The sequence below is a fragment of the Mesorhizobium sp. L-8-3 genome (assembly GCF_016756615.1).
Classification (GTDB): Bacteria; Pseudomonadota; Alphaproteobacteria; order Rhizobiales; family Rhizobiaceae.
This window is the reverse complement of record NZ_AP023262.1, coordinates 2,116,750-2,136,595: the sequence shown is the minus strand read 5'-3', so window position 1 is coordinate 2,136,595 and position 19,846 is coordinate 2,116,750. Positions and strand designations below refer to the sequence as shown.

The following is a 19,846-nucleotide window of genomic DNA, read 5'->3' as shown; positions in this document are numbered from 1 at the left end:
AAAGAATCGCGACGGCAGGCGCTTGCGGTCCTGCAGCACGAAGCCTTTGTAGGCCGGATCTCCAAAAAGCTCTTCCATCGCCCGGCTAGATAACAATCTTTTGCCGTCCCGGCAATTGCGGTCCTTTCCGCCGCCTTTGCCGACACAGTTGCCTGTATCGGCGCCGGCCGACTGCCGCTGCTATTTTTCAACGGCCTCGACGCGCGACGGCTTCTTGTCCTGCTTCGGCTCGATCTCGCCGGCCGGCTGATTGAGCTCCAGCCGGTCTTCAAGCTTGCCCAGCAAGTAGAGCACGATCAGCGCCAGCAGGGTTCCGAAACCGGCGATCTGCCAGTAGCCAAATCCGCAGGCGAGCCCGATGGCGCCGGCGAGCCACATGCCCGCGCCCGTGGTCAGGCCTTGGACATGACCACGGGCGAAAAGGATCGTACCGGCGGCCAGGAAGGCGACGCCGGCCGTCACCGCCTCCACCGCCCGGATCGGATCCACCCTGGTCGCTTCGCCGACGAACATCGGCGCATGGATGATTTCGATCGTCAAGACGCCGAAGGTCGCCGCGGCCAGGCAGACCAGTATATGAGTCCGCAACCCGGCGGGCCGTTGGCGCCATTCGCGTTCGAAGCCGATCGCCGCGCCATAGATCGTGGCCAGCAGCAGGCGCGCGGCGATCACCGAGAGGGCCGTGTAGGTGGGATGACCGAATTCCTCGACGAGCTGTTCCATGGGACCCCAACTGCAGTTCGGCCGGTAACGCGCCGCCCGCCGTCGGGTTCCTCAAAGCACCTCGAAGACGAAGGTCTTGACCAGCGCGTCGGGATCCGCGACCGCATAGGCCCTGTACCAGCCGCTTTCCTCGACCGGCCGCCACTTGCCCCCTTGTTGGAGGTCCTCGAAGACCGGCCGGAAACCGCCGCTGTCGAGCACCTGGTCGCGCACTGTGAAGATGGCGTGCCCGCCCTCGGCCGTGATGCGCACCAGCTCGTGCAATCCGGAGGCCGGCGCATGGCTGATGGTGAAGACGCCGGTCGAGAAGAAGGCGCGGAAATGACCGTCCGGCCAAGGCAGCGGGCGACCGAGTTCGGCCTGTTTCAGCGCGCGATAGGCGCCACGGCTACCGGCGATCGCCAGCATATCCGGGGAGAGATCGAGCCCTTCGATGTCGCCATAGCCCAGCGCCTTCAGACAAGGACCGGAAAGGCCGGTGCCGCAACCGGCGTCGAGCAGCGGGCCCTCTCCGGCCGGCACGTGGCGCGTCACCCATGACGTTATGAGGAAGGGCAGGCAGTAGCCGAGAGCGGCCGTCTCGCCGTCATAGGTCGCGGCCCAGGCGGCATAGGCAGCCGATAGCTCCTCCGGCGTGCTGGCGGTATACACCATCTCCAGCGCCGCATTGGCCTTGTCGAGGTCCACCAATTCGCCTCCCTTGTCACGCCTCCCTCGTCGAGAGAGTGCTGCCGAAAGCGTCGGCACGTCAACCCTGCGCTTCCTCCCGCGATTTTCCCGGTCCGCATGAAACTGGAAAGTCCCTGCTATCGTTTCTTTCGTGCCTATTTGGTGGAGGAACAGATGAAAGGAATCTTGCATATGGCCGCAGGCGCCGGTTTCGGCGCGACGCTGCTGCTCACACCCGCCCTCGCCGCGGACGAGACCCTCTATCAGCGTCTTGGGGGGTATGACGCAATCGCCGCCGTGACCGACGACTTTCTCGGCCGGCTGAAAGGCGACGACAAGCTCGGACGCTTCTTCGTCGGCCTTTCCGACGACAGCGCCGCCCGCGTGCGCCAGCATGTCGTCGACCTGATCTGCGCCGAGACCGGCGGTCCCTGCCTCTATACCGGACGGGACATGAAAACGGCTCACAAGGGAATGCGCATCACCAAGGAAGACTGGGACCGGACCGGCCAGCTTTTCGGCGAGACGCTCGACAAGTTCAAGGTGCCCGAGCAGGAGCGGAAGGATCTCGGCGGCCTCATCGCTCCGCTCGAGAAGGACATCGTCGAGAGCGGCACCTGAGAGGCTTGCGCGTGTCCGGGGAGGCGGCGCTAGCCTGGTCCTTGCCGGCGCAGCCGCTTCTCCAGGGCACGCAGTGCGAGCGAAAGGCCGACGGTCAGGATCAGGTAGATGTAGGCGATGATCGAATAGGTCTCGAAGAAGCGGAACGAGCCCGCTGCGTAGACCTTGCCCATCTGGGTGATGTCGGCCACGCCGAGCACGGAGACGAGCGAGGAATCCTTCACCATGGCGATGAAGTCGTTGCCCAGCGGCGGCAGCATGGTGCGGATCGCCTGCGGCATGACGATCAGCCGGAAACGCTGGAAGCGGGTGAGGCCGAGCGACTTCGCGGCCTCGATCTGCCCCTCGTCGACGGACAATATTCCGGCCCGGAACACTTCCGAGATGAAGGCCGAATAGCCGATCGTCAATGCGATGATCGCCCGCCACAGCAGCGACACGTCGCGCACCAGAAGCTCCTCGGCAAGCCCGGCCTGGCGCAGCGGCACGGTAAGCGCATTCCAGGCTGCGACGAAGGCAGGGGCGCCGGCGAAGGCGATCCAGAACAGGAGCACCAGGATCGGCACGCCACGGATGATCTCCACATAGAAGCGTGCGATCTGGCGCAGCGATGTTGACCCGGAAAGCCCCATCAGCGCGACGCCGAGGCCTAGCGCGGAGGCCAGCGTGAAGCCCGTGACGGTGACGAAGATGGTGATGCCGATGCCTTTGACGACGGTTCGGAACACCTCGGCATAGAGGCCGTTTGCAGCAATGAAGACCGCGACGGCAAGCGCTGACACGCCCGCCGCGACGAGCCAATAGGGGAAGTCGGCCTTTCTGGCGGTCGGAGCGGAGAGGGTCATCGCCTCACGGAGGCAAGCCAGCGGCTCACGGCGAGCCTACTGGCCCATCTTGTAGTCGAGGAACCATTTCTTGTTGAGGGCGTCGATCGTGCCGTCGGCCTTCATCGCCTCTATCGCCGCATTGACCGGCGCCACGAGGTCGGAGCCCTTGGTGAAGATGAAGCCGAAATCCTCGGTGCCGAGCGGCCCGCCGATGACCTTCAGCTTGCCTTCCGATGCATCGACATAGCCGTTGGCAGCGACGCCGTCGGTGAGCACCAGGTCGACATCGCCAGCGCGCAGCGCCTGGACGCCGGCGCCGAAGGTTTCGAAAGTCTTGATGCGGGGGTTCTGCTCGTTGCCGTCGAGCACGTCGTAGACGGTGACGTAGAAGGGCGTCGTGCCGGGCTGCGCGGCCGCCAGGCCGCTCTCCAGCGCAGCGAAGCTCTTGGCATCGGTGAAGCGGGTCTCGTCGCTGCGCACCAGCATGCGCATCTCGGAGCGCATATAGGGGTCGGAGAAGTCGACCTTCTGCTTGCGCTCTTCCTTGATGGTGATGCCCGTCATGCCGATATTGTATTGGCCGTCGGAAACCGACTGGATCATCGCGTCCCATGAGGTGTTCCGGTAGTCGATCCTGAAGTTCAGCCGCCTGGCGATCTCGTCCATCGCGTCATATTCCCAGCCGATCGGCTTGCCGCTCTTGGGATCGACGAATTGCAGCGGCGGATAGGCGTTTTCGGTGACCACGACCACGGTGCGGCCGCCGAGGTCGGGCAGCGTCTGCGCCCATGCGGCGATCGGAAAGAGAAGCATGGCCAGCAGGCCGGCGATGGAGAACTTCCTGGTCATGTATGGCTCCTGTCACGATGCCGAGAGGCTGAGGCCAACCCGGCCGCGACTGTAGCGGTCCTACGGGGCTGCGCAAGCGCCGCACGCCGATTGGCGCCATGGCCAGCGAATCCGCCTCTGCGAGGATGTCGGGCAAAATCACGTCGTGTGGCGGGCGAGGCGGCGTTGCGCCTCGTTACCCCGGAAGGCCTCAGCTTTCCGGGGTCACCGTGCGGCGCAGCGCTTCGTTCAGGCCGCGCAGGGCGTCGTGGATCCGTTGGATCTCCACAGCCGGCAGAGGCAGGCTGCAAGAGAGAGCCTCCCTCACGCGCAGGGCCTTTTCCTTCAGTGCGATGCCGCTTTCGGTCGGCGCCACCAGCACCCGGCGCTCATCCTGCGGATCTCGCCGGCGGCTGACATAGCCCGTCGCTTCCAGCCGCTTGAGCAACGGGGTCAGCGTTGCCGAGTCGAGGCCGAGCGCGGAACCGATCTCCCCAACCGTCAGCGGCGCCCGTTCCCACAGCACCAGCATGGCGAGATATTGCGGATAGGTCAGGGCAAGCGGCTCCAGCAGCGGCCGGTAGAGCCGGGTGACCATGCTGCTGGCCGAGTAGAGCGCGAAACAGAACTGCCGGCCGAGCATCAGTTCATCGGCCGCTTCGGCGCGGTCCTCATCCCGCGCCGCGGTTTCGCGCCTTGCCCGGCCCGTCATGCCGCCTTGACCGTGAGCGCCACGTCGACATTGCCCCGGATGGCGTTGGAATAGGGGCAGACCTGATGCGCGGTCGCGACCAGCGTCTCGGCCGCCGCCTGGTCGAGGCCCTTGGTTTCGGCTTCCAGCGCGACGCCCAGCCGGAACCCCTCGCCATTGGGCAGAAGCTGCACGGTCGACGTCACCGCCGCGTCCTTCAGGGGCAGCTTCTGCTTGCGCGCCACGAAGCGGATCGCGCTTTCGAAGCAGGCGGCATAACCCACCGCGAAAAGCTGTTCGGGATTGGTCGCGCCGCCGGCGCCGCCGAGTTCCTTCGGCATCGCGAGCGCGACGTCGAGAAGCCCGTCTTCCGTGCGCCCCTTGCCGTTGCGGCCCCCGGTGACATGCGCCCTGGTCGAATACAATGCTGGCATTTCGTCTCTCCAGTTAATTTGATTGCGATCAAATCGCACACAAACTAATCGACGTCAAGATGCCGCTGCATCGATCCGCGTCGGGTATCGTCAGCCGCGCCTGGTCGCGCCGATCGAGAAGGACATCGGGATGCGCGGCATGCCGGCGGGAAGCTCGAACTTGTTCCTGCCGGTCTCTCGCAAGAATGAAAACGCCTTCCAGACGATCACATCGTGCTCGTTCAGAAAATCGATCGAAAGGCCTGCCCCCACCAGCGCATTGACGATGCTGGAGAGCGGATGAAGCCATTCATAGGTTCGCACATTCGTCAGGGACCGCGGGTCGCCCGTATAGGTCTGCGCATCATCCCAGGCCAGCGGCTGGGCCTGCGGCGTGCGCCAGTCGAGTTGCAGCGTCAACGTGTCGGCCATCATGTCGAACTGGAGCATGGTCGGGTGCCCTTCCAGCAGATAAAGCCTGCCGCCCGGCCGCAGCAGCGCGGCGACCACCCGGGCCCAGCGCGTTATGTCGTCCAGCCAGTTGATCGCCCCCCAGGTGACGAAAACCATGTCGTAGTCTGCGTTCAACGCCTCGACGGCATCGTAGACGGGCGCTTCGACGAAGCGGACATCCACACCGGCCCTTGTCGCGAAGTCGCGTGCCGCGGCGATCGCCTTCGGCGAAAAATCAAGCCCGGCTACGCTTCTGGCGCCGAGCCGTTTCAAACTGATCGTGTCGAGACCGATATGGCATTGGAGATGTGCGATATCCTTGCCGGAGACGTCGCCGATCTCGGACAGCTCCAGCGCGTGCAGGCTCGAACCTCCCTCCAGCACTCTTGCGATGCAGTAGCTGCCGGTCGGATCGGTCGCATGCAGTTCGGCCCGGTCGTCCCAGTTGAGCCGGTTGGCCGCGATATGCTCGTCCATGCTCCCCCCTTTGCGCATCGGAACCTGGAACGGAAGCCGCTCAAAGCCCGATGCCCAACCCCAAACCCAAGGCACCCCAAATGCCTTCCGCATCCACAGGAGGCCCAAGCCGATTTCCTGGTTGCGTCGCTTCAAAGTGTGGAGCGTCAGTCGCTCCGCGCGAGCTGCGCACAAGAAAAAGGCGGCCGAAGCCGCCTTCATCGATGTCCGTATCGAGGCGCTCAGTCGGCGGCCTTGGCCTCGGCTGCATCGGCAGCGGCCTTCTCGGCGGCCAGCGCCTCGGCGGCGGCGAGCTTTTCGGCTTCCAGTTTCGCCTTCTCGGCGGCAAGCGCCTCACGCTCGGCGTCGTTCAGCTTGCGGGCGCGAACGCCGGTGTTCTCGGAGATACGGGCCGACTTGCCGCGGCGATCGCGCAGATAATAGAGCTTGGCACGGCGCACCTTGCCGCGGCGGACGATCTCGACGCCCTCGACCAGCGGCGAATAGACGGGGAACACGCGCTCGACACCTTCGCCGTAGGAGATCTTGCGGACGGTGAAGTTTTCCTGGAAGCCGGAACCCGAACGGGCGATCACGACGCCTTCATAGGCCTGCACGCGGGTACGCGAACCTTCGGTGACGCGCACCTGGACGCGCACGGTATCGCCGGGCTGGAACTCGGGGAGCTTGCGCTTGGCTTCGATCCTGGCGGCCTGCTCGGCCTCGAGCTGACGGATAAGGTCCATCTCAAAAATCCTCTTCTTGCTTCTCGACAGCCAGAGCGCCCTACGCTCGCCTTGCAGTTCATCGGACCGCTCGGCTATGCCTTGTCTTCTCCCGGAGATCTCCCTGGAGACACAAGGCAGGGGCGAATGCACCGTTCTTATCGACGGGACCGGGACAATTCCCGATTTCGCGCGGGCTCATACACGCTTCCGTGTGCCTTGTCACCTTTTAGTTGACAATTTTCCTCGCGGAAAGGCAGGAAGGCTGCTTCCGCTGCCGCCCTCGCGGCATATCGTCCCCGCACCGCGCCGCTGTCCGCGTGCCGCCTTGCCTTGCCGCGCAACGCTTCCTACAGGGGACAAAACATCCTGAGGGGTTCCCGCCGTGTCGCCGCTGATCGCCGCCCTGCTCTTTCTCGCCGGTTTTCTTTCCGGGGCCGTCAATGCAGTCGCCGGCGGCGGCACTTTCATCACTTTCGGCGCGCTGTCGATCGCGGGCATTCCGCCGATCGTCGCCAATGCAACCTCCTCCGTGTCCCAATTCCCGGGCTACATCACCTCGACTCTCGCCTATTGGAGCGACATCCGGAGATTCTGGCGCGGCGCGCTGCTGCTTGCCGCCATCTCCGCCGTCGGGGCGCTGTGCGGCGCTCTGATCCTGCTGGCGCTCGACAATCCTTCGTTCCGGCTGATGGTGCCCTGGCTGCTGATCGCGGCGACGGCGCTGTTCGCTGCGGGCCCCTGGCTCAAACCCAAGCCGAAGCCGGGGCGCGAAGCTGCCGTCGGCTCCCTTCCGGGAGCCATCGTGCAATTCGCCACCGCCGTCTATGGCGGCTTCTTCGGCGCGGGCATGGGCGTCATGATGCTGGCCACGCTGGGCCTCACCCAGAGCGGCGACTATCACCGGCTCAACGCGTTGAAGAACATGCTCTCGATCGTGATCGCGGCGGTCGCCATCGCCGTCTTCGTCGGCGGCGGCGTCGTGGCCTGGCCGGAGGCCCTGGTGATGGTTCCCGGCGTGGCGCTCGGCGGCTATGCCGGCGTCTGGGCCGCCAAGCGGGTTCCGCAGGGTATCGTGCGCGCCTTCGTCGTCGCCACCGGCCTGTTCCTCGCCGTCTATTATTTCGTGACCGGCTGACCCCGCAGGGCCGTGAGATCCGGCCGCCGCTCGGCGGTCAGCCGCTCGGCTTCGGCGCGCCGCCATGCGGCGATCCTGGCGTGGTTGCCCGAGGTCAGCACATCGGGGATCGTACGGCCCTCGAACTCCTGCGGGCGCGTATAGTGCGGGTGCTCGAGCAGCCCGTCCTCGAAACTCTCCTGCGTGCCCGAGGCCTCGTTGCCCATCACGCCGGGCAGCAGCCGAACGATCGCGTCGAGCAGGACGAGCGCTGCCGGCTCGCCGCCTGACAGGATGTAATCGCCGATGGAGACCTCCTCGAGCGCGCGCGCCTCGATGACACGCTGGTCGACGCCCTCGAAGCGCCCGCACAGGATCGTCACGCCCGGACCTGCCGCCAGCTCGCGCACCCTCGCCTGGGTCAGCGGCCGTCCGCGCGGGCTCATCAGCAAGCGCGGCCGCGGATCGCCTTCCGGCGCCGTGCCATCGATGGCTTTCGCCAATATGTCGGCACGCATCACCATGCCGGCCCCGCCGCCCGCCGGGGTGTCGTCGACCGTGCGATGCCTGTCCGTCGCATAGTCGCGGATCTGCACCGTCTCCAGCGACCAGGTGTCGTCGGCGAGCGCCCGCCCGGCCAGTGACAGGCCCAGCGCGCCGGGGAACATCTCGGGATAGAGCGTGAGCACCGAGACGCGGAAGCTCATCGGTTGCCTCCGGCCTCCCGGGGCCCACGCGGCCGGCGGGTCGGATCGAAGCCGTCGTCGTCATCCGGCCCCTCCTCGTTCTCGACGAGGCCCGCAGCGACGGGATCGACGACAACATATCCGCCGGCAACGGAAACTTCGGGCACGGCCGCCGCGGTGAAGGGAACGAGCACGTCGCCGCCCGTGTCCAGCACCACCTCCAATATATCGCCGCCGCCGAAATTCTGCACGGCCCTGACTTTGCCGATGCCCGCCCCGACGCCGTCGCGCACCAGAAGGCCGACGAGGTCGGCATGGTAGAATTCGTCGTCCTGCAGATCGTCGGGCAGGGCCGACCGGTCGACGAAGAGCGCCACCCCGTTGAGCGCCTCGGCGGAGTTGCGGTCGCCGACGCCCTTGAAACGCACCACCGCGACGGTGCCCTGGGGCCTTATGTCCACGACCTCGAAGGCGCGCCCGTCCTTGGCATAGAGCGGCCCGTAGTCGCCGAGCGCCAGCGGGTCGCCCGTGAAGGTCTTCACGCGCAACTCGCCCCTGATGCCGTGCGCAGCGCCGATGACGGCCATCTGGACGGGGTTTTGCGGCTTGGGCATGGAACAGCTCCTGTTCCGGAGGCTCTAGCGCATCGGCTGGAGAATCGGAATCGATTTTCGGAAAGCACGATACGTACATAGATCGGCGAGCATCCTTTGCATCCCCAGGGCGACGAGCGCGTTCTGCTGCCGACTCAAGCGTTCCGCCGAACCTATTCTAGGGGAACAGGTCACCGCTTCGAGATCACATCATCCGTCACCCGCGCCGCGGGCAGCGGGTGCTTCGCTGTGCTCTGTTTTCTCGCCTCGGCACGCACGCCCGCGCCATTCGCCCATTGAAAGATGACGAAACCGGCAAGGATGAGCGCGAGCCAGGCCAGGCGCGCCACGCCCGTGGGTCGATGCGCGAAATTCATGAGCGCGAAATGGTCGATAACCAGCGAGGCCATCAGCTGGCCGGCGATGACTGCGATCATGAAGCTCGCAGCACCGAGCTTTGGGGCAAGCAGCAGTGCAGCCGTCACATAGACGACGCCAGCCGCGCCGCCGACCCAGATCCACCACGGTCCCTTGATTGCCGCTCCGATCGTGGGCACCGGCAAACGGAAGGCGAGCATGACGGGAACGACAAGCGCGGCACTCACGAACAGGGAAACCAGCGTTGCCCACAACGGATGGCCGAGCAACCGACCGAGCATCGCATTGGCGCCGGCCTGGAACGGGACGGCGGCGCCGGCGAGCAGGGCCGTGAGAAGAAACGGGAAACTGCCTGGATTGGACATGAGCTTGGCCCCCGGTGTTGACGCCCAGGGACATAGTTCATGATCGATATCTATGGAAATTCGATTTCGTCACTCGTAATATGCATGGGATGAATAATCTTGGCGGCGCCGATCTCAACCTGCTCGTCGTTCTCGAAGCCCTGCTCGCCGAGCGTCACGTCTCGCGGGCGGCGGTGCGGCTGAACAGGAGCCAGCCGGCGGTCAGCCACGCGCTGGCGCGACTGCGCATCCTGCTCAACGATCCCCTGCTGGTGCGACGCGGCGGGCGGCTGGAGCCCACGACCCGCGCCATGGAGATCGCACCGCAGCTCGCCGAAGCACTCGGCCGCATGCGACACCTGCTCGCGCCGGCGGGCTTCGACCCTGGGACGGAACGGCGGACGTTCCGGCTGGGCATGTCCGACTACGGCGCGGCCGTGATGCTGCCCGCCCTCCTGCCTCTCCTCCGCGCGCAGGCTCCGCATGTCGACCTCGTGGTCAGCCAGGCGAGCCGCGAGGTCATGGCCGCCGAAGTCGTGGACGGCGAGACGGATCTGGCCTTCGGCGTCTTTCCGGATCCTGACCAAGCCCTGTACGTCGATCGGCTGTTCGAAGAACGCTTCGCTTGCCTGGCCGACGCGGAAAGCCTCGCAAGCAGGCAAGGCATGGATATGGCAACCTATCTCGCGCGGCCGCACGCGCTTGTCGCCCTGCGGGCGGATAGCGAAAGCGAGGTCGACTCGGCACTTGCCGCTCTCGGGCTCAAGCGGCGTCTCTGCCTGGTGCTTCCCCATTGGAGCGTAGCACCTGACCTGATCGCGGGCACCGATCTCGTGCTCACGATAGCCAGACGCATCCTTCCCTCGCGGCCAGAGGAAAAGGGACTGCGCATCTTCACGCCGCCCTTCGACATACCGCCCTTCGGTTTCCAGCAGATCTGGCACCGGCGGCGCGATGGCGACCCCGCGCATCAATGGCTTCGCCGGCAGATCAAAGATCTTCTCACTGCGTGACCGCCTCGGCACCTCGGGACGCCGAGTCCAACCTCCGGCATCCAACCATACGACCCGCGCCGCTCAGACGGCGCGCCTGCGGCTCGATCCGCCCCTCCTGGTCGAGGTCCGTTTGGCCCCAGCCCGGCCGCCCACGTCGGTGACATCGCCGCCGGTATCCTGCTGCCTGGCCTTTGTCACCCGATAGATGCGTTCGTAAGGCAGCAGTTCCTTGATCCGGACATTGAGCGATGCGATTTCGGCGCGCAGGTCCTCGCACTCCTGTTTGCGGATATCGAGCTGTATCTGTTCGGATGCCTGCTGGAGGGAAAGCTGGGAAAAATTCGCGCTCGCCGCCAGGAGGTTCATCTTGTCGTTCTCGTTCTCCTTCAGCAGAGCGGACAACCTTTCGTCGCCGACATGCTTTTCCGCGAGTGCATCGCTCAATTGAACCTTCAGCGTCGCGAGTTCGCTGGCAGCGTCGCTGCGCTCCTTCGCGGCGAGTTCGAGCCGTGATTGCAGGCTCTGGATTTCGGAACGCAGCCCGCGCATTTCAGCAAGGCCGCGTTCGATTTCGGCTTCCCTGTCGACTTCCATGATCCGTATGGCTTCCGCCAGCTCCGACTGCTTCATCTGGGCGAGTTCCAGCGATTTCTGCAGCCGCAGCACGTCCTTTTCGCTCTTGCCGAGCATGCCGAGCAGTTCGGAGTGGCGCGCCGCCTCGCCGGCATGGATCGCCGAGAGTTCGTCGAGCTTGTGGCGCGCCTCGGCCTCCCGCTTCAGCGCCTTGTCGGCATCGATCGACAAGCTGACTTGCTTTTGCCGGAGCACCTCGTTTTCGCGCGACCGCCTTTCGACCTCGACGGTTCTGGCGGAAAGCGTCTTGATGAGATCGCCGAGCTCGGCTTCGTTCCTGGCGATGGTGTTGGTGGCCTCGACGAGTTCCAGCTTTGCGGCCACCAGTGCGGCACGAAGCACCTCATTGTCATGAACAAGGCTCGCTTCGCGTTGCCGCATGGCCTCCGTGGCGGTTTCGAACTCCTGCTGTTTCTTGCAGAGGTAGCGGAGTTGCTCGGATTGCCTTCTTTGCTCGGAGACAAGATTGCCGTTCTCCAGCTCGAGTTCGTTGGCACGAAGGATGTCGGCGTGGAGAATCTTGAAGAACTCGCGTGTCAGGCGGTGCGCATTCGCCACCTCGCCGAGCTTCGCATGGACCTCCTGCAGATGCTCCTGCGCCTCATGGTTGAGACCGTCGAAAGAGTTCAGGGCGGCGAGCCGGCTTTGAGTGTGCGACGTGAGCCGTTGCGGGGCCTCCTGGGCTTCCACCGGGGCGTCGGCCGGCACCTCCTCGTCCACGGCCGCGGCTGCGGGTTCCTGCTCCTGTTCGGGGGCGTCGCCCTCATCTGCCTGGAAATTCTCGTCCGGCGACTGATCGTCGCTCGACGACGGCGCATCGCTTTGGAAGCTCTCGTCGAATGCGACCGACATCTCCGCCTGAAGTTCGTCGAACGCCTTGTCGACTTTCTCGATTGACTTGTCGACCTTGTCGCTTCGGTGAATCAGAGCCTTGAAGTTCATGGCCAACACCCTTGAGCTAGCCCCGGAAATTCAATCGGTATTTTAGATTTCGTTAACCTATCCTACACGTCGGCCTGCATTAGGGAAGCGCACCGCCGACCCGAACTTTAGTGGTAATTCCTACGCTTTCCGGCCATCCGGGCTAATCCCCAACCACGAACCGCCGGCAGTCAGTTGTGGACTTCGACAGTGCCCGCTCGGCGAAGCGACGGCCCCACGGTCCGGGCCCCCCGATCCGTTCGGGCAGACTCGCCCCTCTCGACAAGGTCGAGCATCCGGACGCGAGCGCAAGATTGTCGATTCCTTAACCCGAAGCTGGCGAAGTGGAAGTCTTCCGAAACAGCATCGGCGATGGCGGTTCGATGGCGCAACAGCAGGAGTTTCTGATCTCCGCCAGGGAGGATCTCCAGGCGGCGCGGACCGACTGGCTAAAGTCGCTCGCGCGCGAAAGGCGGCTGTCGGCGCTCACCGTCGAGGCTTACGAGCGCGACACGCGCCAGTTCCTCCAATTCATCACGGGCCACAATGGCGGCCCGCCCGGAATTGCCGACATCAAGGAATTGCGTCCGGCCGATCTTCGCGCCTTCCTAGCCTTTCGCCGCACAGGCGGAGCCGGAGCCAGCACGCTCGGGCGCGGCCTCGCAGGGTTGCGCTCGCTGCTGCGGTTCCTGGAGCGCCGGGGCCAGGTCAATGCCGCCGGCGCCGCGGCGCTGCGTGCGCCGAAACAGCCGAAATCGCTTCCCAAGCCGCTCACGGCGCAGGATGCCCGGCGTGTCGTCTCGGCCGAAGAGCAGTTCGCGGAGGAGCCCTGGATCGCCGTCCGCAACGCCGCCGTACTGACGCTGCTTTACGGATCGGGCCTGCGCATCTCGGAGGCGCTGGCGCTCGGCGGCGAGGACCTGTCGAACGAAGGCGAGACGGTGCTGAGGATATCAGGCAAGGGCGGCAAGACGCGCCTGGTGCCGGTGCTTCCCGTCGCTCTCCGGGCCGTCGCTGAGTATCGCCGGCTCTGCCCCTATCGGATCGACGCGCAGGGACCGCTTTTTCGCGGAGCGCGCGGCGGCGCGCTCAATCCCGCGATCATCCAGCGCGAGATGCGCAAGCTGCGTTCGGCCCTCGACCTGCCCGAAACGGCCACGCCGCACGCGCTGCGCCACTCCTTCGCCACGCATCTGCTGGGCCGCGGCGGCGATCTTCGCGCGATCCAGGAACTGCTCGGCCATGCCAGCCTGTCGACGACGCAGATCTATACCGGGGTCGACACGGCGCGGCTGCTCGACATCTACGAGGCCGCCCACCCGCGTGCATAAGCAGGTTTCGAAAAAGTGTCCCACGGTTTTCCGGCAAAAACCTGCGGCAAAAAGAAGTGGCCAAGCAGGTGAAGCGTGGGCGAAGCCACGCAAGCCCGGTTAGGGCGCGGCGTTGTCGGGACAATTTCCCGACGCCGGTTAACTGTTTCGCCGTTTTTGCGTCCTATGCAGGTTTCGGAGAAGTGCGCCACGGTTTTGCAAGGCATGCAGCAGGTGGAGAGCGGGCGAGCCACGCAAACCTGCCCGGGGGGTCGGGACATGAAACGCGTCGTCGCCATGGCAGATCATTCGGCAGTCCTGTGGTTGAAGCTGCTCGCGGCGATCAACGTATTGTTCTTGTTGTCCTTCATGGCCGTCGCCACGCTTGCCTCGGGCCAGGCCCGCGCCGAGATGCCGGAATGCACCGGAAAGGATCTCATGGCGTCGATCAGGACGGATGACCCGGACACGTTCCGCAGGATCGAGCAGGAGGCCGCCGCGACAGTCAATGGAAAGGGGCTGTTGTGGAAGCTGGAGAAGGAAGGCCGGGCGCCCTCCTTCCTGTTCGGCACCATGCACATGACCGATCCGCGCGTGACCTCGCTGCCCCCCGCCGCCCAGCGCGCCTTCGACGCGTCGCAGACGGTGGTCATCGAGACGACCGACGTGGTCGACCCGGCCCGCATGATGGCTGCCGTGATGAAGAAGCCCGAACTGACGATGTTCACCGACGACACCACGCTGCCGTCGCTCTTGTCCCCGGAGGATGCCGCGGTCGTCGATGCGGCTCTCGCGAAGCGCGGCATCCCGCTCGCCAGCGTGATCAAGATGAAGCCGTGGATCCTTGCGACAATGGCGGTCTTGCCGGCCTGCGAAACGGCGCGCAAGGCGGCGGGCGCACCGGTGCTCGACGTCAAGCTGGCCAAGGACGCGGAGGCCAGCGGCAAGAAGCTGGAAGGCCTGGAGACGGCGACCGAGCAGCTCGAGGCGATGGCCTCGCTGCCGATGGATTTCCATCTGGAGGGCCTCGTCGAGACGTTAAAACTCGGCGACAGGATGGACGACATCGTCGAGACCATGATCACGCTCTATCTGCGGGGCGATATGGGCATGTACTGGCCCTTGTTCCGTGCCGCGCTGCCGGACGCCGCCGGCGACGAGGCCGGTTACGCCGCCTTCGAAGAGGCGATGATCACCGAGCGCAACAAGACGATGGCCGGGAAGGCCGAGCCGCTGCTGGCGGCCGGCAATGCCTTCATAGCGGTCGGCGCGCTGCACCTGCCGGGACCGGACGGCCTGGTCGAACTGTTCCGCAAGGCCGGCTACACTGTCTCCCCTGCCGGCTGAACGGACCACTTCACGCAAAGCGTGATTTGGCGCAGCGGCGAGGCTTTGTTAGCGTCTGTCGTCGCAATCGAGACAGGATGAAGAGGATGACGAAAGCCCTGCTTGTGGCCGCAGCCCTTGGCCTCTCCATTGCGGGCGCGAATGCCTGCGAATTCATGCATTCCGCCGCCAAGACCGACAACATGACCGTGGCCGGTACGAGTGCCACCTCGCAGACCATGTCGACACCGGAAAGCACGGCGGCGACAGATGCGGTGCGGGCCGACCGGGCGAAGGACGCCGACGACGAGCGAGGCTGACCGCACCGCTCCTTCGGGAATTGCATGGCTATGTCGGGCAAGGATGCGCCCGACATAGCCTCTTATGCTTGCGTGCCCTTTTGAAACCGAACCGGCAATGAAACGTTATCCGTCGTTGCAACCGACGGAGGATCATTTCATGGCCAATCCCGCGCGGGGAGACAACGATCCCCAGAAGCCACCCGACGATCCCCGGAATCCGCCCGGCAATCAGCCGCCTGTCGAAGACGTCGCTCCGGTTCGCAATCCAGTGCGTCAGGAACGCGGCATGGGCACCAGCGTCATCATCGCGGCCATCGTGCTCGTTCTAGCCGCGATAGCATATTTCCTGTTCGGCCCCAGCGGCACCCAGACCACGACGACCGCGAACCCGCCGGCGGCGACGGAACCTGCGACCCCTGCACCGGCTGAACCTTCGACGCCGAGCACGCCGGCGGCACCGTCCGCGACGCAGCCGGCCGCCCCGACGGAGCCGGCTCCGGCTCAGTAGGGCAGCGGGCATGAATACGGCCCGCCGTGGCGGGGCCGTTTATTGGCTGCTCTGATCCGACCGGCGGCCTATATCTTGCCGAACCTTATATTCGGGCGGGGACGCGATGCGTTTTTTGCCCGCGGCCAACATCGCGTCATTACAACGGGCGTGGATGCCGACACAGCCACGCCAGGCGGATGCTCGCGCACCCACCTTGCCTCGATCGACGGCGCCGCCCGGCGTGGGGTCACGCAGTCGCGCGATCCAACGGTGAATCCTGTCGGGAGTCGGTATCAGATATGGATCGGCTTGAAGAAGGTTGCCAGCGCCGCCTCCTTGACGGCCTCCGACATGGTCGGATGGGCATGACAGGTGCGCGCGAGATCCTCCGACGAGCCGCCGAACTCCATCAGCACAGCGGCCTCGTGGATCATCTCGCCGGCGCCGAAGCCGACGATGTGGGCGCCGAGCACGCGGTCCGTGTCCTTGTCGGCCAGTATCTTCACGAAGCCGTCGGTATGGAGGGAGGCGCGCGCGCGGCCATTGGCCGAGAAAGGGAACTTGCCGGCCTTGTAGGCGACGCCCTCGGCCTTCAGCTGCTCCTCCGTCCTGCCGACCGACGCGACTTCAGGGCTGGTGTAGACGACGCTGGGGATCACCTCGTAATTCACATGTCCGGACTGGCCGGCGATCATCTCGGCGACCGCGACACCCTCGTCCTCCGCCTTGTGGGCGAGCATGGGCCCGGCGATCACATCGCCGATGGCATAGATCCCCGGGACATTGGTCCTCAGATGCGCGTCGGTCTCGACCCGGCCGCGATCATCCACCGCCACGCCCGCCTCGGCAAGGCCCAGCCCCTCGGTATAGGGTTTGCGGCCGGTTGCGATCAGCACCACGTCGGCGTCGATCGTCTCGGCCACGCCGCCCTTCACTGGCTCGAACGTGACGCTCGCGCCCTTCTTGGCCCTGGCGACGTCAGTCACCTTGGCGCCGAGCTTGAAGTCGAAGCCCTGCTTGGCCAGCATGCGCTGGAACTGCTTGGCCACCTCACCGTCCATGCCCGCCAGGATCGTGTCCAGGAACTCGACGACCGTGACCTTGGCGCCGAGCCGCGCCCAGACCGAGCCGAGCTCCAGGCCGATGACGCCGCCACCGACGACGACCAGATGGCCGGGCACCTTCTCCAGGTCCAGGGCGCCGGTCGAGGAGACGATGACCTTCTCGTCGAAGTCGATCTTGACGCCGGGAATGCCGTTCACGTCGGAGCCCGTCGCGATGACGATGTTCTTCGTCTCGACCTCGACGATCTTGCCGTCGTCGCCGGTGACCGCGACCTTGCCCGCCTCCATGATGCGGCCGGTGCCGCGCAGCACCTCGATCTTGTTCTTCTTCATCAGGAAATCGAGGCCCTTGACGTTCTGGTCGACCGTCTGCGTCTTGTGCGCGAGCATCTGCTTGAGGTTGAGCTTCGGCTTGCCGACCTCCACGCCGAGCGCCTGGAAGGAGTGTCCGGCCTCCATGAAGACCTCGGACGCATGCAGCAGCGCCTTGGACGGAATGCAGCCGACATTGACGCAGGTCCCGCCATGCGTCAGGCGCTTCTCCACCACGGCCGTCTTCAATCCGAGCTGCGCGGCCTTGATCGCGCAGACATAGCCCCCCGGGCCGGTTCCGATCACCACGACGTCGTAAGTCATTCTCGTTCCTGTTGGTTGGGGCCGTCCGGCCGAACTCCATTTATGGTCCGCCGGGGCGAGGTGCCACCGCGGACCCATTCATTCCTGGCAACCCTTCAATGCGAAAACGTCCCAGGGCAGCTTTGAAGACCCCTGGTCGCGATACGCTGACAAATGCCTGAGCGCCGGGCCGAGATCGGGGAAGATCAAGGTCCTGGGCGCGGCCGTCCCTTCCGCCGGCAGCAGGCCGATGCCGCCCGAGGCGTCCGCCGTGTAGATGACGCCCTGCCATGCCGTGCAGGCGGCGAGTTCCTCCCCGGTCACGTCGCCCTCGGGGCAGTCGTGCATCAGCATCCCGTTCGGGCGCGACACATCGGCCGACCACATCACGATGCCGTCGAGCACGACGCCGTCGCCGAGCACCATGCGGAACGTATTGGTGACGGCAGCGCCTTCTCCGGTCGGAACGAACTCGACGGAGGCGGCTTCGTCACGATCGCCGAACACGGCGAGTTCGATCGGACAGGCCGCCCGTGCAGGCGCGGCCGCAACCGCAAACACTGCGAGAAAGGTGGCGGCCGACGCGCCCTCACGAAGCGTCATCCAGCCTTCCCCAGCGGCGCGTTGAAGGCCCAGACGTGGCCGAACGGGTCCTGGATCTTGCCGTATCTGGCGCCCCAGAACATGTCGTCGGCCGGCATGGTCACCCCAGCACCCGCCGCGACGGCGCGCTCGATCGCCTTGTCGACCTCCTGCGGCGACTTCAGATTGACGTTGATCGACAGGCTCGCGCCGCCACGCGAGTGCGGCGACATCACGTCCGCTCCGAATTCCGGGAATTCATCGTGCAGCATGACCTCGCTGCCGAAGACGGAAAGGTTGGCATGCAGCACACGCTCGCCGTCCTCGGCCATCTGCTCATAAGTCTCGACTGCGCCGAACGCGGCCTCGTAGAAGGCGATCGCCGCCTTGCCGCCCTTGACGCAGAGGTGAACCTGGATCGGTGGAATGTCGGGTTCGAAGGCCATGCCCGATGATCCTCTCCTCGCTTCGCCGCGATTTGGCCCCGGCAGAACGCGGACGTCAATCGCGCCCGCCGGCCATTTTCCGCCAGGCCCGCTCGAGGCCTTCGATCACGCGGGCAAAATCGTCCGCATTGATCAGTTCGCCCCAGTCGCTTTCATGATTGCGCGGGCGCGGCCAGTGCCAGACGAGATCGTCGAGGATCTCGAGCAGATGCGGCGGCGCGCCGTTGACGAGCCGCCGGATGCGCGCATTGGTCTCGCGGTCGAAGATCTCCTCGCCGTGAATGGAGATGTCCGTCAGCGGGTGATCCCCGGGGCGGCCGTCCGGCATCGGCCTGGTCTCCTACAGATCCAGTACCAGCCGCTCCGGATCCTCGAGGCTCTCCTTGACGCGCACCAGGAAGGTCACAGCCTCCTTGCCGTCGACGATGCGGTGATCGTAGCTCAGCGCCAGATACATCATCGGACGGATCACGATCTGGCCACCGACGACCATCGGCCGTTCCTGGATCTTGTGCATGCCGAGGATGCCCGACTGCGGCGCATTGAGGATCGGGGTCGACATCAGCGAACCGTAGACGCCGCCGTTGGAGATGGTGAAGGTGCCGCCCTGCATGTCCGCGACGGCAAGCTTGCCGTCGCGGGCCGCGACGCCGAGCCGGCCGATCTCCTTCTCGATTTCGGCGATGCTCATGGAATCGGCGTTGCGGACGACAGGCACGACCAGACCCTTGTCGGTGCCCACGGCCACGCCGATATGGGCATAGTTCTTGTAGATGATGTCGGTGCCGTCGATCTCGGCATTGACCGCCGGAATCTCCTTCAGCGCATGCGTCACGGCCTTGGTGAAGAAGCCCATGAAGCCGAGCTTCACGCCGTGCTTCTTCTCGAAGACGTCCTTGTACTTGGTCCGCAGGTCCATCACCGCCTTCATGTCCACCTCGTTGAAGGTGGTGAGCATGGCCGCGGTCGACTGCGCCTCCTTGAGCCGGCGCGCGATGGTCTGGCGCAGCTTGGTCATGCGCACGCGCTCCTCGCGCGCCTCGTCGTCGGCCGGCGACGGGGCCCGTACCGAGACAGGCACGGCAGCCTGGGCGGGCTGTGCGGCGACGCCCCTGGCGATCGCGTCGAGCACGTCGCCCTTCAGCACCTGCCCGCGCTTGCCGGAGCCGGCGACCTGGTCGACGGCGATGTTGGCTTCCGCGAGAAGCTTCGCCGCGCTCGGCGCCGGCGGCATCCTGCGTTCGGCGATCGGTGGCTCGCCGGCGATCACCGCGGTCTTGGCCCCGGCCTCCTTCACGGTCCCGGCACCCGCCGGGCCGACGGTTTGTGCAACCGCCTCCGGCTTCGGCGCCGCGGCCTTGGCGGCGGGGGCGCCGCCGGCTGCGATCGAGCCGAGAAGGGCGCCGACATTCACCGTCTCGCCTTCCTTCACGGCGATCTCGGCCAGCGTGCCGCCAGCGGGCGCGGGCACCTCGACCGTCACCTTGTCGGTCTCGAGCTCGACGATCGGCTCGTCGGCCGCGATGGCTTCCCCTGCCTGCTTGAACCATTTCCCGACGGTCGCCTCGGTAACGGATTCGCCGAGGGTCGGAACGCGGATTTCGGTAGCCATGGTATCTTCCCTGCTCGCCTTTACCG

Annotated in this window: 24 protein-coding genes; 7 read left to right on the top strand and 17 right to left on the bottom strand. The window is 65.5% G+C overall.

Translation table 11 applies throughout. The features are described 5' to 3' along the window. Window positions 1-180: 180 nt before the first annotated feature. Both JN302_RS10080 and JN302_RS10075 read right to left on the bottom strand, forming a co-directional pair. Window positions 181-723: an MgtC/SapB family protein gene (locus JN302_RS10080; RefSeq protein ID WP_202332769.1), complete on the bottom strand. Its 543-nt coding sequence runs from the start codon at window positions 721-723 to the stop codon at window positions 181-183. Between the two features lie 51 nt (window positions 724-774). Next, window positions 775-1,410: a class I SAM-dependent DNA methyltransferase gene (locus tag JN302_RS10075; RefSeq protein ID WP_202311825.1), complete on the bottom strand. Its 636-nt coding sequence runs from the start codon at window positions 1,408-1,410 to the stop codon at window positions 775-777. A 156-nt stretch (window positions 1,411-1,566) separates the two neighbouring features. Between JN302_RS10075 and JN302_RS10070 the strand changes: the two genes are divergently transcribed. Further along, entirely contained in the window at window positions 1,567-2,013 is a 447-nt protein-coding gene (locus JN302_RS10070; RefSeq protein ID WP_202332768.1) for a group I truncated hemoglobin, read from the top strand. A gap of 29 nt (window positions 2,014-2,042) precedes the next feature. Here JN302_RS10070 and JN302_RS10065 read toward each other — a convergent pair whose 3' ends face one another. The 6 genes from JN302_RS10065 to rplS form a co-directional block, all read right to left on the bottom strand. Then, window positions 2,043-2,858 (bottom strand): amino acid ABC transporter permease, encoded by an 816-nt coding sequence (locus JN302_RS10065; RefSeq protein ID WP_202311823.1) that lies wholly within the window; start codon window positions 2,856-2,858, stop codon window positions 2,043-2,045. 36 nt (window positions 2,859-2,894) lie between these two features. Then, entirely contained in the window at window positions 2,895-3,689 is a 795-nt protein-coding gene (locus tag JN302_RS10060) for a transporter substrate-binding domain-containing protein (protein WP_202332767.1), read from the bottom strand. Window positions 3,690-3,879: 190 nt separating this feature from the next. Next, entirely contained in the window at window positions 3,880-4,380 is a 501-nt protein-coding gene (locus JN302_RS10055; protein WP_202311821.1) for a MarR family winged helix-turn-helix transcriptional regulator, read from the bottom strand. Next, window positions 4,377-4,793 (bottom strand): organic hydroperoxide resistance protein, encoded by a 417-nt coding sequence (locus JN302_RS10050; RefSeq protein WP_202332766.1) that lies wholly within the window; start codon window positions 4,791-4,793, stop codon window positions 4,377-4,379. Before JN302_RS10050 ends, JN302_RS10055 begins: the two co-directional genes overlap by 4 nt. 90 nt (window positions 4,794-4,883) lie before the next feature. Continuing rightward, entirely contained in the window at window positions 4,884-5,702 is an 819-nt protein-coding gene (locus JN302_RS10045; protein ID WP_202311817.1) for a class I SAM-dependent methyltransferase, read from the bottom strand. A gap of 221 nt (window positions 5,703-5,923) precedes the next feature. After that, complete coding sequence (gene rplS, locus JN302_RS10040) at window positions 5,924-6,427, bottom strand: 50S ribosomal protein L19 (protein WP_202311816.1); 504 nt, start codon at window positions 6,425-6,427, stop codon at window positions 5,924-5,926. A 364-nt stretch (window positions 6,428-6,791) separates the two neighbouring features. Here rplS and JN302_RS10035 point away from each other — a divergent pair, with 364 nt between their 5' ends. Continuing rightward, window positions 6,792-7,544, top strand: a complete 753-nt coding sequence (locus tag JN302_RS10035) for a sulfite exporter TauE/SafE family protein (protein WP_202311815.1) — start codon at window positions 6,792-6,794, stop codon at window positions 7,542-7,544. Here the strand turns inward: JN302_RS10035 and trmD are convergent. The 3 genes from trmD to JN302_RS10020 form a co-directional block, all read right to left on the bottom strand. Next, window positions 7,526-8,230: a tRNA (guanosine(37)-N1)-methyltransferase TrmD gene (gene trmD / locus JN302_RS10030; RefSeq protein WP_202332765.1), complete on the bottom strand. Its 705-nt coding sequence runs from the start codon at window positions 8,228-8,230 to the stop codon at window positions 7,526-7,528. The two genes, JN302_RS10035 and trmD, sit on opposite strands and share 19 nt — an antisense overlap. After that, the gene (rimM, locus tag JN302_RS10025) at window positions 8,227-8,823 is read right to left on the bottom strand and encodes a ribosome maturation factor RimM (protein ID WP_202311813.1); all 597 of its coding nucleotides are present in this window, start codon (window positions 8,821-8,823) and stop codon (window positions 8,227-8,229) included. The genes trmD and rimM overlap by 4 nt, the downstream gene beginning before the upstream one ends. Before the next feature lie 170 nt (window positions 8,824-8,993). After that, window positions 8,994-9,545: a DMT family transporter gene (locus JN302_RS10020; protein ID WP_202332764.1), complete on the bottom strand. Its 552-nt coding sequence runs from the start codon at window positions 9,543-9,545 to the stop codon at window positions 8,994-8,996. Window positions 9,546-9,634: 89 nt separating this feature from the next. Between JN302_RS10020 and JN302_RS10015 the strand changes: the two genes are divergently transcribed. Beyond that, window positions 9,635-10,537, top strand: a complete 903-nt coding sequence (locus JN302_RS10015; RefSeq protein ID WP_202332763.1) for a LysR family transcriptional regulator — start codon at window positions 9,635-9,637, stop codon at window positions 10,535-10,537. A gap of 63 nt (window positions 10,538-10,600) precedes the next feature. Here the strand turns inward: JN302_RS10015 and JN302_RS10010 are convergent, their stop codons facing one another. Continuing rightward, a complete protein-coding gene (locus JN302_RS10010; protein ID WP_202332762.1) occupies window positions 10,601-12,094 on the bottom strand; it encodes a hypothetical protein in 1,494 nt (497 codons plus the stop codon). 362 nt (window positions 12,095-12,456) lie between these two features. On the opposite strand from JN302_RS10010, the gene JN302_RS10005 reads away from it, so the two are divergent. The 4 genes from JN302_RS10005 to JN302_RS39090 all read left to right on the top strand — a co-directional run bounded on the left by JN302_RS10005 (window position 12,457) and on the right by JN302_RS39090 (window position 15,519). Beyond that, window positions 12,457-13,404, top strand: coding sequence for a tyrosine recombinase XerC (locus JN302_RS10005; RefSeq protein WP_202314668.1), 948 nt, complete (start codon window positions 12,457-12,459; stop codon window positions 13,402-13,404). A gap of 258 nt (window positions 13,405-13,662) precedes the next feature. Beyond that, complete coding sequence (locus tag JN302_RS10000) at window positions 13,663-14,730, top strand: TraB/GumN family protein (RefSeq protein ID WP_202311810.1); 1,068 nt, start codon at window positions 13,663-13,665, stop codon at window positions 14,728-14,730. A gap of 86 nt (window positions 14,731-14,816) precedes the next feature. Beyond that, window positions 14,817-15,029 (top strand): hypothetical protein, encoded by a 213-nt coding sequence (locus tag JN302_RS09995; RefSeq protein ID WP_202311809.1) that lies wholly within the window; start codon window positions 14,817-14,819, stop codon window positions 15,027-15,029. A gap of 97 nt (window positions 15,030-15,126) precedes the next feature. Further along, window positions 15,127-15,519, top strand: a complete 393-nt coding sequence (locus JN302_RS39090; protein ID WP_244846274.1) for a hypothetical protein — start codon at window positions 15,127-15,129, stop codon at window positions 15,517-15,519. Between the two features lie 275 nt (window positions 15,520-15,794). Here the strand turns inward: JN302_RS39090 and lpdA are convergent, their stop codons facing one another. The 5 genes from lpdA to odhB form a co-directional block, all read right to left on the bottom strand. Continuing rightward, window positions 15,795-17,201 carry a dihydrolipoyl dehydrogenase gene (gene lpdA / locus JN302_RS09985; RefSeq protein ID WP_202332761.1) on the bottom strand — a complete coding sequence of 469 codons (1,407 nt, stop codon included), beginning with the start codon at window positions 17,199-17,201 and terminating at the stop codon, window positions 15,795-15,797. Window positions 17,202-17,279: 78 nt separating this feature from the next. Then, the gene (locus tag JN302_RS09980) at window positions 17,280-17,783 is read right to left on the bottom strand and encodes a hypothetical protein (RefSeq protein ID WP_202332760.1); all 504 of its coding nucleotides are present in this window, start codon (window positions 17,781-17,783) and stop codon (window positions 17,280-17,282) included. Next, window positions 17,780-18,208: a VOC family protein gene (locus JN302_RS09975; RefSeq protein ID WP_202332759.1), complete on the bottom strand. Its 429-nt coding sequence runs from the start codon at window positions 18,206-18,208 to the stop codon at window positions 17,780-17,782. The genes JN302_RS09980 and JN302_RS09975 overlap by 4 nt, the downstream gene beginning before the upstream one ends. Before the next feature lie 55 nt (window positions 18,209-18,263). Beyond that, the gene (locus JN302_RS09970) at window positions 18,264-18,536 is read right to left on the bottom strand and encodes a hypothetical protein (protein WP_202332758.1); all 273 of its coding nucleotides are present in this window, start codon (window positions 18,534-18,536) and stop codon (window positions 18,264-18,266) included. Window positions 18,537-18,548: 12 nt separating this feature from the next. Further along, window positions 18,549-19,820 (bottom strand): 2-oxoglutarate dehydrogenase complex dihydrolipoyllysine-residue succinyltransferase, encoded by a 1,272-nt coding sequence (gene odhB / locus JN302_RS09965; RefSeq protein WP_202311799.1) that lies wholly within the window; start codon window positions 19,818-19,820, stop codon window positions 18,549-18,551. Window positions 19,821-19,846 lie beyond the last annotated feature (26 nt).